This window comes from Cystobacter fuscus DSM 2262, assembly GCF_000335475.2.
GTDB lineage: Bacteria > Myxococcota > Myxococcia > Myxococcales > Myxococcaceae > Cystobacter > Cystobacter fuscus.
Map to the genome: position 1 here is coordinate 1 of NZ_ANAH02000076.1, position 16,248 is coordinate 16,248.

The 16,248-nt window shown below is 66.8% G+C and carries 16 protein-coding genes and 1 pseudogene; 8 read left to right on the forward strand and 9 right to left on the reverse strand.

All coding sequences use genetic code 11. The features are described from left to right. Window positions 1-547 (reverse strand): transposase (locus D187_RS49140; protein WP_306413606.1); only part of this gene is annotated, 547 nt, incomplete at its 3' end. A 262-nt stretch (window positions 548-809) separates the two neighbouring features. On the opposite strand from D187_RS49140, the gene D187_RS49145 reads away from it, so the two are divergent. After that, window positions 810-1,382, forward strand: a complete 573-nt coding sequence (locus D187_RS49145) for a dihydrofolate reductase family protein (protein ID WP_020918800.1) — start codon at window positions 810-812, stop codon at window positions 1,380-1,382. Between the two features lie 1,425 nt (window positions 1,383-2,807). After that, window positions 2,808-3,053 carry a hypothetical protein gene (locus D187_RS56280; protein ID WP_155894112.1) on the forward strand — a complete coding sequence of 82 codons (246 nt, stop codon included), beginning with the start codon at window positions 2,808-2,810 and terminating at the stop codon, window positions 3,051-3,053. 386 nt (window positions 3,054-3,439) lie between these two features. On the opposite strand, the gene D187_RS56665 is transcribed toward D187_RS56280, so the two are convergent. The 6 genes from D187_RS56665 to D187_RS49170 all read right to left on the reverse strand — a co-directional run bounded on the left by D187_RS56665 (window position 3,440) and on the right by D187_RS49170 (window position 8,189). Further along, entirely contained in the window at window positions 3,440-3,688 is a 249-nt protein-coding gene (locus tag D187_RS56665; RefSeq protein WP_002632563.1) for an FG-GAP repeat domain-containing protein, read from the reverse strand. 100 nt (window positions 3,689-3,788) lie between these two features. Then, entirely contained in the window at window positions 3,789-4,649 is an 861-nt protein-coding gene (locus D187_RS51560; protein WP_002632562.1) for a transposase, read from the reverse strand. 347 nt (window positions 4,650-4,996) lie between these two features. Then, a complete protein-coding gene (locus tag D187_RS53555) occupies window positions 4,997-5,230 on the reverse strand; it encodes a hypothetical protein (protein ID WP_002632561.1) in 234 nt (77 codons plus the stop codon). A gap of 34 nt (window positions 5,231-5,264) precedes the next feature. Next, the gene (locus D187_RS49160) at window positions 5,265-6,233 is read right to left on the reverse strand and encodes a hypothetical protein (RefSeq protein WP_002632560.1); all 969 of its coding nucleotides are present in this window, start codon (window positions 6,231-6,233) and stop codon (window positions 5,265-5,267) included. 177 nt (window positions 6,234-6,410) lie between these two features. Then, complete coding sequence (locus tag D187_RS56285) at window positions 6,411-6,554, reverse strand: alpha/beta fold hydrolase (RefSeq protein WP_002632559.1); 144 nt, start codon at window positions 6,552-6,554, stop codon at window positions 6,411-6,413. A gap of 219 nt (window positions 6,555-6,773) precedes the next feature. After that, window positions 6,774-8,189, reverse strand: a complete 1,416-nt coding sequence (locus D187_RS49170; protein WP_002632558.1) for a discoidin domain-containing protein — start codon at window positions 8,187-8,189, stop codon at window positions 6,774-6,776. A gap of 915 nt (window positions 8,190-9,104) precedes the next feature. Here D187_RS49170 and D187_RS49175 point away from each other — a divergent pair. The 6 genes and pseudogenes from D187_RS49175 (at window position 9,105) to D187_RS49200 (ending at window position 14,406) form a co-directional block, all read left to right on the forward strand. Continuing rightward, window positions 9,105-9,875, forward strand: coding sequence for an SDR family oxidoreductase (locus D187_RS49175; protein ID WP_002632557.1), 771 nt, complete (start codon window positions 9,105-9,107; stop codon window positions 9,873-9,875). Window positions 9,876-9,906: 31 nt separating this feature from the next. Next, window positions 9,907-11,031 carry a metallophosphoesterase gene (locus D187_RS49180; protein ID WP_043435946.1) on the forward strand — a complete coding sequence of 375 codons (1,125 nt, stop codon included), beginning with the start codon at window positions 9,907-9,909 and terminating at the stop codon, window positions 11,029-11,031. Between the two features lie 14 nt (window positions 11,032-11,045). Then, a complete protein-coding gene (locus D187_RS49185; RefSeq protein ID WP_043435959.1) occupies window positions 11,046-11,999 on the forward strand; it encodes an AraC family transcriptional regulator in 954 nt (317 codons plus the stop codon). Between the two features lie 969 nt (window positions 12,000-12,968). Further along, window positions 12,969-13,271, forward strand: a pseudogene (locus D187_RS49190) (transposase); the annotation flags it as partial. A 280-nt stretch (window positions 13,272-13,551) separates the two neighbouring features. Next, window positions 13,552-14,034: a hypothetical protein gene (locus D187_RS49195; RefSeq protein ID WP_002632553.1), complete on the forward strand. Its 483-nt coding sequence runs from the start codon at window positions 13,552-13,554 to the stop codon at window positions 14,032-14,034. Window positions 14,035-14,046: 12 nt separating this feature from the next. Then, the gene (locus D187_RS49200) at window positions 14,047-14,406 is read left to right on the forward strand and encodes a hypothetical protein (RefSeq protein ID WP_043435948.1); all 360 of its coding nucleotides are present in this window, start codon (window positions 14,047-14,049) and stop codon (window positions 14,404-14,406) included. 228 nt (window positions 14,407-14,634) lie between these two features. On the opposite strand, the gene D187_RS57340 is transcribed toward D187_RS49200, so the two are convergent. Beyond that, window positions 14,635-15,780: an adenylate/guanylate cyclase domain-containing protein gene (locus tag D187_RS57340; protein ID WP_155894114.1), complete on the reverse strand. Its 1,146-nt coding sequence runs from the start codon at window positions 15,778-15,780 to the stop codon at window positions 14,635-14,637. Between the two features lie 167 nt (window positions 15,781-15,947). After that, a partial coding sequence (locus tag D187_RS49210) for a nuclear transport factor 2 family protein (RefSeq protein ID WP_043435951.1) occupies window positions 15,948-16,248 on the reverse strand: 301 nt, incomplete at its 5' end.

Here is a 16,248-nt window from a genome sequence, read left to right on the forward strand (position 1 = left end):
CCTCGGCGAAGCGCCCCTCCCCCACTGCCAGCTCCTCGCTTCCCCGTTTGCTCCAGCGCTTCGTCCAGTTGAACCACCGGAACAGCCGCCGCGCCGGCCCCAGCAACTGCGGCAGACACGTCAGGCCCGGCCATTCGGCGCTCCGCTCCACCAGCCCCTCCTTCACCCCGTGGGCCAGCACGTAACGCAGCCGGCCCACCAGTGCCGTGTCGTCCAGCACCGGCTCCGCCGAGTAGCGCCTCTCCCAGAAGCCGCCACTCCAGTCCACCAACTTCCCCACCTTCTTGGAGAGGTTGGCTCTCAGGTACTGCATGAAGGAGGCGAGCGCGGCACCGCGTGCCCACACCAGCAAGTGGAAGTGGTTGGAAGCGAAGGTGAAGGCGTGCAGCCGGACGGTGCCCGCGCTCTGCTGGACGGCTCGCGCCAGCACCCCTCCCACCACCTCGTTCACCTCCGCGCCAGGACGCAGCAACAGCCGGCCCTGGAAACACCTGGACGTGACGAAATAGAGCCCCTCCTCCTGGAACATCCTCAACGGCCAGCCCATCCCCAACCCCCACGTGCACTCCGCCGGGCCGGATGCACCCCGTGGGCCAACTCCAAGTCCTCCACTCTCGCGCGACTCCCTCGTTCCAAGTCCTTTGACACCGTCTCGACAACGTCTCGGGCTTCAATTCGGAGAAGCCGGGGAGCGGAAGATTCGGAGCGTGGACGTGCACGTGCGCTTTGGAGGACCGCTGCCCGAAGGGCGAGACGTACTCGCATCGTTCGAGCCGTGATTCAGCCCGCTGTGTGCTTAGACTGGCCGCATGGGACTCTTGACCTTCAGCATCAACGTCACCCTGGACGGCTGCGTCGACCACCAGGAGGGAATCGCCGACGACGAGACACACGCCTTCTTCACCCGCCTCATGGACGAGGGCGGGGCGATGCTGTGGGGCCGCGTCACCTACGAGATGATGGAGAGCTATTGGCCGGCGGTCGCCCGGGGCGATGAGTCGGCGCCGCCAGCGATGCGCGAGTGGGCGCTCAAGCTGGAGGACAAGCCAAAGTACGTGGTGTCGTCGACGCGAAAGGACTTCCCGTGGACCAATAGCCACCACATCGCCGGCGACTTACGCACGGCTGTGCAGAAGCTCAAGGATGCAACCCCGTCCGGCGTGCTCCTCGGTAGCGGCAAGCTCGCGACCGAGCTGGACCGACTGGATCTGATCGACGAGTACAAGTTCCTCGTCCACCCCAGGATCGCCGGCCACGGCCCGACCCTGTACCAGAACGGGCTGCCCAGCACACGACGGCTCGAGCTGGTCTCGGCGAAGCCGCTCCGCTGCGGCGCGGTCGCCATGCACTACCGGCGCGCGCTGACCCCAGCACAAGCTTGAGCACGTGGTCCGGGTTCTTTCCCCGACACTCGCCCTGACGGAGCTTCTGTGAGCCGTCACTCCGCCCCGGTCGAGGACGAGTGGGTCGTCTTTCTCGGTCCATCGCTCGCGCGCGAAGAGGCGAAGGCGCTCGTTCGGTGTCCGAGGAAGGGTGTCAGACGATTCGTAGGAGGCTTGGTTTTTCTCGGTCACTTCCCTCAGCCCTCTGTCCTTTTTCAAGGGATATCCGCCTCGGAGAGAGCGTGAAGTGACCAAGTAGTACCAGGCGCCAGCAAGCCACCTGTCACTGCCCACGCGGCCTGCTGCCGCTGGCCGCAGCGCAGAGGCCACCCCAGCACTCGTGGTGTTGAGCCTTGAGCCGTCACGCTGCCAACGACGCCCACGCCCCTGCTGCCTCCCCCTGGGGGGTCCCTCTGGGCCGCCGTGTGCCCCATGAGGCTGCACCGCGTCTCCACCGGCCCAGCGCACAAGCCCTCATGCCACCCGTCCGCAGCCCTCCTCTCCCCCTCGGCTCCTGCCCTCTCCCTCCACATCGCCCCCATTCCGCCTGTACGCTTCCTGAGCCTGCCAGAATGACGCGTGAGGAGCCGTGGGAACAGACTCGCCAGGAGGAGGGAGCTGAGGTGGCGGAGGCGCCGTACCGCTTGAGGCGCGGCGGCTCTCCACAGGCGGCGGGAAAGCACTGTAGGCGCCCGGGGTGGGCCTTGCCTGGGCGATGGAAACGAGGGTACAAGCACGGGGCATGACGTTTCGAGTAGGAGTCTGCGGAATGACCTCTCGTGTCATAGGGCTCGGCGTGCTGGTCGCCACGGTGGTTCATGCCCAGGCAGTGGCTCCAGCGCCACCTCCAGCTCCGTCCATGCCAGTGCCTGTTCCCCGGTACGTCCCCAAGGGAGCGGGGGCACCCAGGGTAGGACAGCCGGGCGAGCAGAGCGCGCCCATCGACCGCTCGCCGAATACGCGAGTGCTTCCTCCGACAAGCGAGCTTGGACTCTAGGCCGCGGATGAGCCGAAAGCGGTCAAGAAGCCTGTGCCGGCGTCCCCGCCAGACATTGACGAGCTACTGGCTGCTCGGCCGAGTCCTAGCGCTCCTGAACTGCTGAGCTGTCGTCAGCGAGTCCTGCGCGCCTCCAAGAGTTCCGGCCAGGAGGAGACTCGACACAACCTTCCTCGTACGCCCCGGGAGTGCGTCACTGCGCGCCTCCTTCTTCACTGTGCGAATCTGGAGTTGATTGAGTTTATTCGCCAAGCCATGCACACTCCCAGGCTTGGAGGTATTGACCCAATTCCGGCGCGACGCGCTGAGGTTGACGCCGTGTTTTACTGGCAGTTCAGGCTGTGCGAGCCATTTCGGAGTTTGCCGCAAATTGAGCTGCTTTATAGCGACATAGTTTCCGCGCTGGACAAGCAATTCAAAGGGGAGAAATGAAAACCACAGAAAGCGTGTTGTGGTTGTTTGATAAAGTGAATGATATCCGCGTTGCGGCGTCCCGAGATGCCGAAAAATTGGATGCCCTTTCCAAAGATCCTGCGCTCGAACGCGAGGCCTTGGAGAAATTTCCTGACGAGCCGATGCTCTACCAGCAACTACAAGCCTTACTGGAGACCGACCGGATTCTGGCGAGACAAGGGGTCTTTTTGACTCCGCGGTCCTTTTGGGAGGAGATTTAATATTGCAGTTCCTTCTGGTGGCTAGAACCAGCATGGCTCCCGAACTGCTGAGCTGTCGTCAGCGAGTCTTGCGCGCCTCCAAGAGTTCCGGCCAGGAGGAGACTCGACGCAACCTCCCACGACCCCCAGGGAGTGTCTCGCGTCCCAGAACACTGTTTTGGGGCCCCCTTTCCACCTGCGGCGTCCTGGTGTGCTCGGACCGTTGTCGGGCGTGAATTGCTCCACGACGGTGATGGCGTGTCCCTCACGAGCGAGGAACCGTGCCACCGCACCGACCACTCCGCCCGACGGCGATCCGTGCCCTACCGGGCATACTGCCCTAGCCCGCAGCCTCGCTGGGAGGGGGGGCGGAGAGCCGAGAAGAAGGAGCAGGCGTCCCGGCGCGCTCAGCGACAGCCCTGGTTGCGGAACACCTGGAGCACGTCCCCGTGGAAGGAGGCGGTGAACAGGTTCAGCGCCCCATCCCCATCCACGTCCGCCACGGTCAGCGAGCCCGGGCTGTCGAGGACGCCGTGGTTCGTCGGCCGCTCGAAGGTGCCGTCCCCCCGCCCGGCGAGGATGCTCACGAAGTCGCTGGTCCGCGTCGCCGCGAGGATGTCCAGCCGACCATCCCCGTTCAGGTCCGCCAGCGCCAACTCGAAGGCCGTCGCCCCGAGGGCCTGGACCGCCGCCCCTGGAACCCGCTCGCCGAGCCCAGGAGTACCTGGACGCCGCCCGAGAGGGCCCGAGAGGGTGTCAAAGAACTTGAGCGACGCAACCTGGCACCACCCGCGGCGGGAAGGCGAACCGAGGGAAATGAGCCAAAAAATCCCCCCGTCTCCACCGAGCCGCTGCCTCGCGGAACACCGCGACGAAGGCACGGTACTGCTCACGCAGTTCTCTCAGCGCCTGTCGCGTGGAGGCATGCCCCAGTGGCCGCGGGCTGCGTTTGAGTCGCTCAGGCCGGGTATGCGGGTGCTGAGCCTGCACGGCCTGAGCCCCCAGGGCGGGCTTGCCTCGCGCACGCGCTTCGGCTTCCACCTCCTGGAGCAATTCCCGCACCGCACCCTGCCTCTCTTCTTCACTCTTCCCCACCCAACACGGCAGCGGCGCTACCTCCAACGCCACCGGCTCGGCCCACTGCTCGGCGAACCGCCCCTCCCCCTCCGCCCTGCTCCCACTGCCGCGTTTGCTCCAGCGCTTCGTCCAGTTGAACCAATGGAAGAGCCGCCGCGCCGCTCCCAGCAACTGCGGCAGGCACGTGAGGCCCGGCCACTGGGCGCACTTCTCCACCAATCCTTCCTTCACCCCGTGGGCGAGCACGTAGCGCAGCCGGCCCACCAGCGCCGTGTCGTCCAGCACCGGCTCCGCCGAGTAGCGCCGCTCCCAGAAGCCTCCACTCCAGTCCACCAACCGCCCCACCTTCTTGGAGAGATTGGCGCGCAGGTACTGCATGAAGGAGGCGAGGGACGCACCACGAGCCCACACCAGCAGGTGGAAGTGATTGGAGGCGAAGGTGAAAGCGTGTAGCCGCACGCCGCCCGCACTGTGTTGCACCGCTTTGGCCAACACGCCTCCCACCACCTCGTTCACCTCCAGGCTGGGGCGCAGCAGCATTCGCCCCTGGAAACACCTGGACGTGACGAAATAGTAGCCTTCCTCCTGGAACATCCTCAGCGGCCAACCCATCCCCTCCCCCGCGTTTGCTCCGCGAGACTGAATGCACGCCGCAGGCCAGCCCTCAAGACCTCGGAAAGACTTGGAAGGCCGTCGTTTGCCCCGTCCAAGCCGAGTCTCATTCCCCACTCGAGTCCCGGTTTCGAATCCTTTGACACCTCAGCGGGGGCGGAGGAGGAACTCCGCCACGCGGAACTGTCCTCGACGCGTGGGCCTCGAGCCAGCTGGGCGCGACCGCGAGGGAGCGACTCCACGAGCTGAACGGGCTGGCCGAAGTGGCGCTCCCTTCAGTCTATGACCCGGTGGTTCCAACCTTTTGACCGGCCAGGGAGCCAGAGACAGGTGTGCCCATACGCGCCGGCCCACCGCCAGGTGCCCGGGGACTGGGGCGTGGCCGCCTTCGTGGCATCCACGAGCACGGCGCCGCCGAAGCCAAAGGCCCATCCCGGATCGTTGGGGAGTTCCAGCGTACCGGTCTGGGGCGCGAGCATCGCGGCGGCCGTCGCTGACGACTGGAACAAGGGCGCGCCTCCCGTGCGCTCGGCTCCTCCCGCATCAACACATGCACTCGTAGATGCGCATCTTGAGGCGATTGAGGACCTTGCCCTCGCCGGAGCGAAGCTCGCGGCTGAAGCCGAAATCATCCTGGATGAGGAGCTCGAGCTGCCCGTCCCCGTCGACGTCGAGCAAGGTGTCGATGTCCTCGAACCAGGAGAGCTCGAGGAGCCGCGTCCGCTCGACGCCCCGCTCGGTGACGCGGTAGAGGCCCCACACGTTGGCCTGCGGGTCTGAGCACCCGGGCTCCCCGATGCGCAGCTGGAACGAAATCCAGGTCTCGCCAGTAGTGGGGTGCCGGACCGTGACCACGTACGGCGCATACACCTGCTCGAGCGCACCCGCGACCTTGGCTTCGACCTGCTCGGCCCTGGCCTGGGCGATGACCTCGGACGCGAGGAAGTCCGCGCGCGCCGCGGCCACGGCGGCCTCGTTCACGGCCGGCCGCGGAACCCGAATCGGTGCGGCGCTGGCCGCGCGGGCGAAGCTGCCCTTGCAGCGGCCGAGGCGAGCGGCCAGCACCTTCTGGCCGAAGGAGAGGACACTGTCGGCGGTCCAGGTGAAGCCAGCGTAGTCCGGGCGGCCCACCAGGCGGGCCACGATGGCAAAGCCAGACACGGTCGCATGACAGCGCTCATCGACGACCACCTCGCGCTTGCTCCAGGCGCGCAAACCCGCCGGGAGGTCGGCCTCGGAGACCTCGGCGATCACGCTCGAGTTCGACTCATCGCCAGTCAGGCGCAACGGCCCGTGCGGCGGCAGCTCCTCTGCCTTCTCGACATCGGCCAGCACCAGGTAGGAGGTGTCGCCAACTGGGACCACGAAGTGCAGCGGGGAGGGCGATGCGGGCCGGCGCGTCACCGGCTCGCCGTGGGCGCTCCCCGCCAAGAGCGTCATCAGCAGGAGGCCACAGGTCACGGCCGCACCGGCCAGCGCTCTCATCAACTCGGAACGAAGTGGGTTGGACATGGCCGCTCGCAGTGCAACCGGCGAGCCAGGGCACGATGGCCTTGAATTTCAAGGCTTTGCACCATCGCGTCTCCAGCCGCACACGAGGGGACGTGGCTCCAGGGACACACGGACCTTCGCTTCCAACCACTTACACCCTCTCGGGACACCCTCTCGGCCACAACGCCCGGAAGCGGCTCAGAGTCCGGCCGCGAAGTCGCCGATGAGACGCGCCACCTCCTCCAGCTGCTCGATGTGAGGGAAATGAGCGGCCTCGGGGATCAGCTCGAAGCGGGCGCCCGGGATGCAGCGGGCATAGAGCCGACCGTACTCCACATCCACGATGCGATCGCTCTCAGCGGATAGGCGGGAGAGAGGCCGTGTGGAGGGTGAGGGCTGGTGCAGAGGGGCCGAGAAGGGCCGCTGACGGAGGCCGCCCGAGCACTGCGCCAGGCCAGTGGAGAACACGCCCTCCACGGCGCGTCTTGGGTTTGCCCGGAACCCGCCCCCCCCCGGCGAGGGAAGGCGCCGGGGTTGACTGGAGGAGCGGGCGGGGCTTGCTCAGTATCCCCACACCTGCATCTCGTTGAGCGAGTAGCCCCACTGCGTGGCGCGCTGCGTGCCGAGCATGCGCACATAGCGGCCGCTGCCGTTCAGGTTGGGCAGCACCACATGGCCGTACGAGACGCCGTTGGTGGTGGAGTAGAACGTGGTCCAGTTCACGCCGTCGTTCGAGGCCTGCAGGTAGTAGACGCTGGCGCCGGCGTCCCAGTACAGGTCGACGCCATTGATGGTGCGCACCGAGCCCAGATCCACCATCAGCCACTGACTGCCGGCGGCGCTGCCCTCGATCGAATTCCAGCGCGTGCTGGTGGTGTTGCCGTCGAAGGCATTGTTCGGGCCCAGGCTGGCGTTGTAGCTCGACGAGGCCGAGGCCGGCTTGCCCTGCGACAACAGCACCGTCTGCGGCACCGTGACGGCGGTGCCCGGATGGTAGCTCGAACCGAGCTTGTTGCGCGTGCTGTCGGCATTCACCCCGAACCGCGACAGGCTCCAGCGCTGACCCGTGCTGGTGTCGCCCAGGTAGAGCTGGTAGCCGCCCGCCGTGGTGGACGAGAAGAACACGTAGTTGGTGCCGTTGACGGGCCAGGGATCGGAGTTGTTGCTGTTGCAGTCGTTGATGCTGAGCTGGTTGGGCGTGTCGCCCGGGTTGACCTTGGTGTAGAGCTGGTCGAGTTGGGTAGCGTCCTTCCAGCGTGCATAGAACACGGTGCCGTCGGCGCGCACGATCGGGTAGTAGGTCGCCAGCCCGGTCGGCGTGTCGAACGCGACCTTGGTGCGGGTGGCGACGGTCTGCTTGTACAGCCCCATGCCGGAGCCCGCACCGGTGACGAAATAGACGGCGCTGCCGTCAGGGCTGGCGAACGGCATCGAACTCTCCACGTTCGGTGCCGTGTTGGTGAGGTTCACCACCGAGGTAAACACCGGGCCCGAACTGGTGTACGACAGCGTGGCTTGCATGATGTCGCCGTTCTGCTTGAACAGCAGCGACTTGCCATCGGCGCTGAACTTGGGGTCCTCGTTGCGCGTCTGGCCGGTGCTGTGGGTCAGGTTGACGGGTAGCGCGCTGGAGCCGACCTGCCAGAAGAAGACGTTCCACGCGCCATTCGCGATGCCCATGAAGGCCAACCATTTGCCGTCGGGACTGAACACCCCGTTCATCGGATCCTGGATGCCCCAGGTGCTGTTGGACACCTGCGTGAGCGTGCGGGCCGCGAAGTCATAGATGAAGAGCTGGCTGGTGCCGTCGCCGTAGCCGACGTAGCTGTGATACGCGAGCTTGCCCGTCAGGCTGGCCGGAAAGGTGGAGTCGGACTGGGTCGGCGGATTGGCCACGCAGGCCGCGTGGGCCGCCATGCCCAGGGTGGCAACAAAGGCGCCCGCGGCAAGGCGCAGTGCGAGAAAGCGGTGAGGCATGGGTTGAACTTCCTGTGCGAATGCGTCGATGGGGAGAGGCCACCGGGTTGAGCCTTCGCCGCACCGGCGGTGAGCAGGCAAAGCTCCGCCCGCTCGGGTTTAACGAGGCTTCATGAAGCAACAACTCGTCTACCACGAAAGGCGTGAAGGTGACGAAAAATATGAAGCCATCCGAGCGCGTGAACCGGGATGGGAATGAGCTGTCTGGACCTGGTTTGATGTCCTGCAACAGCCGCGCGCCCTGGGGGGAACCACCGCTCACCCAGGGCTCAGAGCCGTGCTCCTGCTCGAAGGCGACGAAGACGACACGGCCATCTCCCACCGGCGCGTGGGTCGAGGTGGGCTGCTCGTCGGGAGAGGGCAGCGCCGAGGAGAGCATCCGCGTCCCGCGGCGCGTGCCGTTCGTCACCCAGAGGGACGTCTGTAACGGGAAGATGCCGGCGACGCTCCGGAACGCGAAGAAGAGCTTGTCTCCCGAAATGACGGGGAAGAGCGTGAAGGTATCGATCCGCCCTGGGTCGTCCGCGGGAAGAGTGAGCAGCTCCGCGGATAGGCGGGAGAGAGGCCGTGTGGAGGGTGAGGGCTGGTGCAGAGGGGCCGAGAAGGGCCGCTGACGGAGGCCGCCCGGCTTCGCAGGCCGCGTAGGTAGTTATCTCGAGCGTGCAGCACGTTGCGTCCTCGGCGCCGCGACCCCGCCACAGGCCGCGTTCGCGATGCTGACGGAGACCTTCCGCGACGACCCGGACCTGGTCGCGGCAGCCATTCGCAAGCCATAGCCGCGAACGGGTCGGTCGCATCAAGACGATCTCTAATGAATAACGGACGGCCCGTTATGGAGCGTCTTGGGCGACGGGGCTATCTAGAGGGTGCAAGGCCGTTGAACCCACTACTTCGACCCCTCGAAAGAGACTCCCCATGACGACCCTCAAGACCGTTCTGATTACAGGCTGCTCCTCTGGCTACGGCGCGGAGACCGCGCGCTACTTCCACGAGAAGGGCTGGAACGTCATCGCGACCATGCGCAACCCGCGGCTCGGTGATCTGCCCAAGTCCGAGCGGCTCCGCATCCTGGCCCTGGACGTGACGAAGCCGGAGAGCATCACGGCGGCGGTCGCGACGGCCGGTCCCATCGACGTGGTGGTCAACAATGCTGGCATCGGCGTCGTGGGCGCCTTCGAGGCAACCCCCATGACGACGATTCGCGAGGTCTTCGAGACGAACACGTTCGGCGTCATGGCGGTCCTCCAGGCCGTCGTGCCGCACTTCCGAGAGCGGCGAGCGGGAGTGGTGGTGAACGTGACCTCGAGCGTGACGCTCGCCGCGATGCCGCTCGCCGCGGTGTACACAGCCAGCAAGGTCGCCATCGAAGGATTCACCGCTTCGCTCGCGCACGAGCTGGGCGCCTTCAACGTGCGCGTGAAGCTGGTCGAGCCTGGCTACGGCCCCACCACGCGGTTTGCGGTGAACGGCGGCGAGCGCATGCAAGGGGTGATTCCGAAGGCCTATGAGTCGTTCGCACAGCCCATCTTCGCGGCCTTCGCTCAGCCAGCGCTGACGACGAAAGAGTCCGACGTGGCCGAGGTGATATGGCGCGCGGCCAACGACGAGTCCGGGACGCTCCACTTTCCTGCGGGTCCCGACGCCGTCGCCCTGGCGCAAGCCAGCCGCGAATCACGGACACCGTGACCGCCTCGGCCGTCGAAAGCGTGGGCTGACCATGGGACGCCTTCTTCCGCTCGTCGTGTACCTTCCCGCCGGTGTCGCCATCGTCGGAGGGGTTCACTACTACCTCTGGGCCCGCCTGGTACGCGACGTGGGCTTCCCACCGCTACCAGCCCAAGCCTTGACGGTGCTTCTCGCCGTGCTTGCGATCAGCGTTCCTGTCGGCGTGGTCGCTAGCCGGCTCGCTCCCCGCCGCTGGTCGGTCTGGTGGCTCGAGCCCGTCTATCTCTGGCTTGGCACGTCCGTGTTCCTCGCGCTCGCCGCGGCCGTCCTGGAAGTGCTGCCCGCCTTCCCCTCTCGCGTCTCGAGCGCTACCGGCATCTTGATGTTGGGCTCGAGCGTCTCCCTGTGGGCATTGCTCGAAGCTCGCAGCGCCCGGGTGGAACGCGTGGAGATCTCGCTGCGGAGGCTGCCACGCGAGCTCGATGGTCTACGCATCGTCCAGCTCTCGGATCTGCATATCGGTCAGACACTGGGTCGCGCGTTCCTCGAGCGGGTCGTGGCGCGGGTGAACGAACTCGCGCCTGACGCGGTCGTCATCACGGGCGACCTGGTCGACGGCAGTGTGGAGGACCTCGAGCGAGACGTCGCTCCGCTCTCTGCTCTCACGTCGAAATACGGCACGTTCTTCGTGACCGGGAATCACGAGTACCACGCAGGTGCACCGGAATGGTGCGAGCACCTCGGCAAGCTTCGCGTTCGTGTCCTCCGTAACGAGCACGTCGCCCTGGAACGCAACGGACAGATCCTTCACCTGGCCGGCATCGACGACTCCGAAGCGGCACACTTCGACGTCGGGCATCGCGCCGACCTCCCACGGGCCGTCGAGGGCCGTGACCGCAGCCGCCCGCTGATTCTGCTGGCTCACCAACCGAAGGCCGTTCACGAGGCGGTGCAACACGGTGTCGATCTGCAGCTGTCCGGCCACACGCACGGAGGCCAGGTGTGGCCGTTTCGCTGGCTCCTCCGAGCAGGTCAGCCTGCGGTCGACGGTCTCCGGAAGATGGGCGATACGCTCCTTTACGTCAGCCGTGGAACGGGCCACTCCGGACCTCCCATGCGCCTCGGGGTGCCACCCGAGATCACCGAGCTCGTCCTGCGGGCCTCGGCCGACTATTGAAGAGCCCCATGGCCATGCCTGCACAATCCTCTGGAGCTCCGTCAGGACCTGCGCACGAGTCGCCTGACCCGCTCGCGTCCATCATCTCGCTTCTCCGGCCACGGACACTCCTCCCCAAGGTGATCAGCGGCGCGGGAAAATGGAGCGTGCGGTACGCCGCGCACGAGCAGCCCGGCTTCTGCATCATGCTGGAGGGCAGATGCTTCCTCGATGTCGACGGCGCGGACGAGGTGGAGCTCGAAGAGGGCGACTTCGTGCTCCTGCCTTCGACCCCAGGCTTCGTGATGTCGAGTGCGCGCGGGTTGCAACCGAAGCTCATCACCGCTTCTGACGGCAACGAGCTACGGCACGGCATCCAGGTGGGCCCGCCCACGATGCGCCAGCTCGGAGGCGCTTTTCACGTGGATCGCGCGAACGCAAAGCTGCTCGAAAGGTACTTGCCCGCGATGATTCTCGTCCGGCGGGACGACCCCGGTGCAGCACGCCTGCGGAGGCTGGTCGAGCTCATTGGCGAAGAAGCGACCACACGTCGCGCCGGTCGTGAGCTCATCCTCGAGCGCCTCATCGAGGTTCTGCTCATCGAGGCCCTGCGTGTTCAGACCGTCGAGGCCGCGGGTCGCGAGAAGGGGTTGCTGGCGGGACTTGCCGACCCAGGGATCGCCCGTGCCCTACGGAAGTTGCACGCGGACGTCGCACACCGATGGACGGTCGCGAAGCTTGCACGCGCCGCTGGCATGTCGCGGGCGGTGTTCGCCGAGCGGTTCGCACGCACGGTCGGAACGCCGCCGATGGAGTACGTCCTCGATTGGCGAATCGCAATCGCGAAGGACGTTCTCCTTCGCGAGAAGCGGTCACTGTCCGAGGTCGCAGAGATGATCGGCTATCAGTCCGCAAGTGCCTTCAGCGTCGCGTTCTCGCGTCACGCCGGTTGTTCACCGAGTGGGTTCGCGCGTTCCAGGTTCAAGTGACCCATGCCCTCTTGCGCGCGGCAATGCACGGGCTCTCCGACGACAGGCGGAGCCCAGTGAGGCTTCGCGATCGAGTCCGTTCCCGTCTCCCGGACGGTCACCCGCGGTGACCTAGTCCACGCGCGAGACGCGGATCACCGTGACGAGCAGCACCTGTCAGCCTGACGCCTGAGTTGCTCAGGTGGTCGATGGCGGGCTCTGAGGAGCCCGTCATCTGTACGGGCGCTCGTGGACTGCGAAGGCCGCATATCAAGCCGGCCGCGGGTCAACCTGTCGCGTCGCTACGCGCAGCACGCCAATCGGGGAAATGCACGGACAGGTAGTCCGCGAAGCCGAGAAGGGTGTCAGACGACTCGTAGGAACGACTCGGAGAGCAGGTGTCGGAACGAGTTCTTTGACACCTTCTCTGGGCGCGCGACCTTGCTGGCCCCGGCAGCGGCCCTTCTCGGCCCCTCCGCTCCATCCCTCACCCTCCACATGGCTTCTCTCCCGCCTATACTCCGTACCGACTTGGGAGGTCCGGATGCGCGTCTCAGCATCGAGGAGAGCGTGCCGAGCCTAGTCAACATGTTGGTCTCGAAGCTCGGGACGCCCGGCCTGCAGTATCTTGATTACCTTGGCCGGACTGTCCCTTGGTGAACTGTACAGGCCAGACGCACGGAGGCCCATCTCCCTCCTGTTGAATGCCGGTGTCCGCGGGCGTGGACCGTGGACGTCGGCGCGCACGACGAGCTAAGTCACCTCGCCAACATGACTCCAAAGAAAAGGCGGGAGTGGGCCCGCGTCTTCATCAGCGCCAGGCAGCAGGGACTTAGCACTACTGCGTCAGGGGTAAGCAGGCGGTGAAGGAGGAGCCTGTCTGCTCGATTGGTCTCAGAAGTCAGGTGCGGACCCCTACCGCGAAAGTCGACCGGTGCGTATTGCTTGGGCGGTGGAGCGGATTGAATGAGCCAGGTGATGCGCACCTTCATGGATGCCAGTGGGGTTCAACGACTTGAGGCGTATTTCCAACGCATTGGCGATGTCCTGGGCGAGGACAGCCGTCGGGGCTCCTTTGCCATCTACGCCATGGGACTGCTGGGCGATGGCGAACGCAAGAGCATTGAGCCCATTGCTGCGCGGGCCTGCCCTGACCCCAGCAAGGCCGATGCACTGCACCAGCGACTGCTGCACTTCGCCGTCAACTCTCGCTGGAGCGACCGGGAGGTTCGCCGCGAGGCCGCCCGCTACGCACTGGAAGCCCTGACGCAACGCGAGCCCGTGGAAGCCTGGAGCGGATAGGCGGGAGAGAGGCCGTGTGGAGGGGTGAGGGCTGGTGCAGAGGGGCCGAGAAGGGCCGCTGACGGAGGCCGCCCGAGCACTGCGCCAAGCCAGTGGAGAGGCCGCACAGCCCCCTTTGCACTGGCCACCCGTGGATGACGCCCGCCCGACAACACCTAGTGGTCACCTGACGCGCGTCACGTGGTCGGGCTCGCGGACGGTGGACGCGACAGATTCCAGATTCCATGTGACCTTGCTTGGCGTTGCACACCTCACACAAGGAGCACAGACGATGAAGACCGAGAACATGGACGGCCGGGCCCTGGCGGAGCAGACGTTGCGCGGTGTGGTGAACGCGGCCCGTGAGGCGGGCGTGTCGCTCACCGAGGAGCAGGGCGCCGCGGTCACTCAACTCCTGGCGGGCCGTCTCGCCGAGCTGAGCGGGAAGGGGCTCGGTCCCGAGGAGTTCGCCCGGCAGGGAGGACAGGCGGCCCTGGAGTGCATCCGGGCGGTCCTCGATGCGTCGGCCATCATCGAGGACGAAGCCGCGAGCTGGGCGGCTGTCGAAGCCCTGGCGCACGCCCTGAAGTTGGGCGGCTACCGGGTGGCCGATGACAAGCTCGAGCAGGTGCGCGCGCTCCTGATGAAGGAGGCTGCCAAGATCCTCGCCCGCAAGCTGGACCAGGAGACGCGCGTGCAGCAGCTGCGCGAGCGCGCGGCATGGGCGGTCCGGCAGGTCTTCGGCGAGCCCCGGAACCCCACGGCGTTCAACTAGGAGCCGCCCGCGATGACGCCCGTTGACCCTCTGATGTTCGAGGTGTTCGCCCGGGAGTCCATAGGCGTTCTTCGCCAGGATCTACGCTCCTGGGCGCTCCAGGTGATGCTTGCCGGTCTGTCGTTTGAGGCGCGGATCGCGGAGCGGAACAAGGCCATCCGCGCCGCGGCTGACTTCCTCCCGGCGGACATGCCCACGTCCGAGCGCGCGCGCCAGCTCCACGCGGAGTTGTGCGCCGTGAGTCGTAGCACCCGGCCCTCGCACCCTGACGTGGGCACCATGCGCGGGGGTCTGGCCCTGGCTCTGCTCGCGCGCGACCGAGTGCCGGATGTGCAGCAGGTCCGCCGAGTGCTCGACGAAGATTGCCTTTAGGGTGTCTGGGAAATGCAAACGGTCCATGAGACATATGGACCATGACGAACGAGCAAACACACCAGCTCCCGCGGGCGGATAGGCGGGAGAGAGGCCGTGTGGAGGGTGAGGGCTGGTGCAGAGGGGCCGAGAAGGGCCGCTGACGGAGGCCGCCCGAGCACTGCGCCAGGCCAGTGCAGAGGCCGCACAGCCCCCTTTGGGTACACGCCTGCTCAGGCCGCGCTCCCCTCAGGGGCGAGGCAGTGGGCTTGGGCCTGTGGGCCACCGCGGCCTGGCGCTCAACACCACGCGAGCTGCGCTGGCCCCTGCGCCGAGGCCCGCTTCGCAGGCCGCGTAGGTAGTTGCATGTGCTCCAAAATCGCGCGCACCCCACCGGGTGCCGTCAGGTACGCCAGCACCTGGCGCCTGCCTCCACAGCGGGCGCAGGCGAACACGTCCAGCGCGAACGTCCTGCCCAGCAGCCCGGCGAGAGTCCAATCGTGGCGCGCGCTCCTTCTTCGGCTCCTCCACCGTCACGGCCATTGACGGGCGCTCCTCCTCCGGCTCCGGCTCCGCACCTGCTTGGGGGAGCAGGACGCCGCCCTGGTCCCGGGCGAAGCCCTCCAGCGCCTCGTCGAGGAGCGCGCGTTCCGCATCGCGGCCCACCAGGGCGTGGGGGTTGGCGCGGTGGGCCCTCGCCTCCGCGACGCCGCCAGGCCGGAAGATGGGCACCGGCTGCGCCACGCCCTTCACCTTGACCGGAGGCAGACGCTCGGCCCAGAGGCGCTCGCCCAGGGCCTGGGCCGTGGCCTCGTCGAACAGGACGCCATCCCGGGCCTGCTGCATCAGCCGCGCGGCGAGGTTCACCGTCCGGCCCATCAACGCGTACTCGTGCCGGAGGGGGCCACCACGCAGACCGCAGCACACCCGCCCGGTGGCGATGCCAATGGATGCGCTCAACCCCTGCGTTCGCAGCGTCGCGAGCGCCTGGAGCGCCGCCTTCACCGCCCGCGCCGCGTCATCCTCGTGCGCGCACGTGGGCAGCCCGAATGCCGCCACCAGCACCAGGCCCTCGTCGTCCACCAGGAGCTGGTTGACGCTGCCGCCCAGGCCATAGACGGCCTCCTGCATCGCGCGCACGGCGTCCGACAGCCGAGGCAGCAGCTCGTCCGAGGCCTCTTCTGGCAGCCCTTCCAGGCGCAGGAAGAGCACCGTCGCCCGGCGCAGCTCGGCGAGCCACCCGGCGCCCACTTCCTGTGCCGCGAGCAGGACGGCGGCGGGGAAGCACCCGGACTCGGCTTGCTCCGGCGGCAAGGGACGGTGGGCCGCGCGGCGCACCAGCAGCGCGGGCACGCAGGGCATCAGCAACTCGGCGGTTTTGACGGAACGCTCCACGTCGAGGCCTGGGTGCGAGCATAGCGCTACACACCGCGTGCCACCTCCATCCGCGTCGAGGCGTCCCTCTGGACACCACACAGTGCGCGCCTGGCCCCAGCGCGAGGCCCCCCCAGGCCGCGAGCACCACGACGCGTGACGGCTCCCGCCGAAACCGACGGCCGCGGCTACTTGATCGGGAACATGGAATTCCCGGAGAGCGTCTTTTCGGCGACGATCTCCTCTTGCATCACGTCCCAATGCTCCACGAAGCGCCCGTTCACGACCTTGAAGATGTCGACGACGATCATGGTCTTGTCGTCCCAACCGACGTATCGGCTGTGGATCATCACGAACTCGCCGTCTTCGATGACGAGACCGGGCTCGTAGCGGAAGTCAGCCTTCAGGCTCGGGATCGTCTTGCGGAAGAAGTCTGTCCCGTTCGGGCCGCGTGGGTTGTGCTGGATGTATCCGGGGTCCCAATACTTG

Bases quoted from the DNA above. Each gene is read 5' to 3' on its own strand.
- D187_RS49145 (WP_020918800.1), top strand. From the start codon at position 810: ATGGGACTCTTGACCTTCAGCATCAACGTCACCCTGGACGGCTGCGTC.
- D187_RS56280 (WP_155894112.1), top strand. From the start codon at position 2,808: ATGAAAACCACAGAAAGCGTGTTGTGGTTGTTTGATAAAGTGAATGAT.
- D187_RS51560 (WP_002632562.1), bottom strand. From the start codon at position 4,649: ATGCTGCTGCGCCCCAGCCTGGAGGTGAACGAGGTGGTGGGAGGCGTG.
- D187_RS49160 (WP_002632560.1), bottom strand. From the start codon at position 6,233: ATGTCCAACCCACTTCGTTCCGAGTTGATGAGAGCGCTGGCCGGTGCG.
- D187_RS49170 (WP_002632558.1), bottom strand. From the start codon at position 8,189: ATGCCTCACCGCTTTCTCGCACTGCGCCTTGCCGCGGGCGCCTTTGTT.
- D187_RS49175 (WP_002632557.1), top strand. From the start codon at position 9,105: ATGACGACCCTCAAGACCGTTCTGATTACAGGCTGCTCCTCTGGCTAC.
- D187_RS49180 (WP_043435946.1), top strand. From the start codon at position 9,907: ATGGGACGCCTTCTTCCGCTCGTCGTGTACCTTCCCGCCGGTGTCGCC.
- D187_RS49185 (WP_043435959.1), top strand. From the start codon at position 11,046: ATGCCTGCACAATCCTCTGGAGCTCCGTCAGGACCTGCGCACGAGTCG.
- D187_RS49195 (WP_002632553.1), top strand. From the start codon at position 13,552: ATGAAGACCGAGAACATGGACGGCCGGGCCCTGGCGGAGCAGACGTTG.
- D187_RS49200 (WP_043435948.1), top strand. From the start codon at position 14,047: ATGACGCCCGTTGACCCTCTGATGTTCGAGGTGTTCGCCCGGGAGTCC.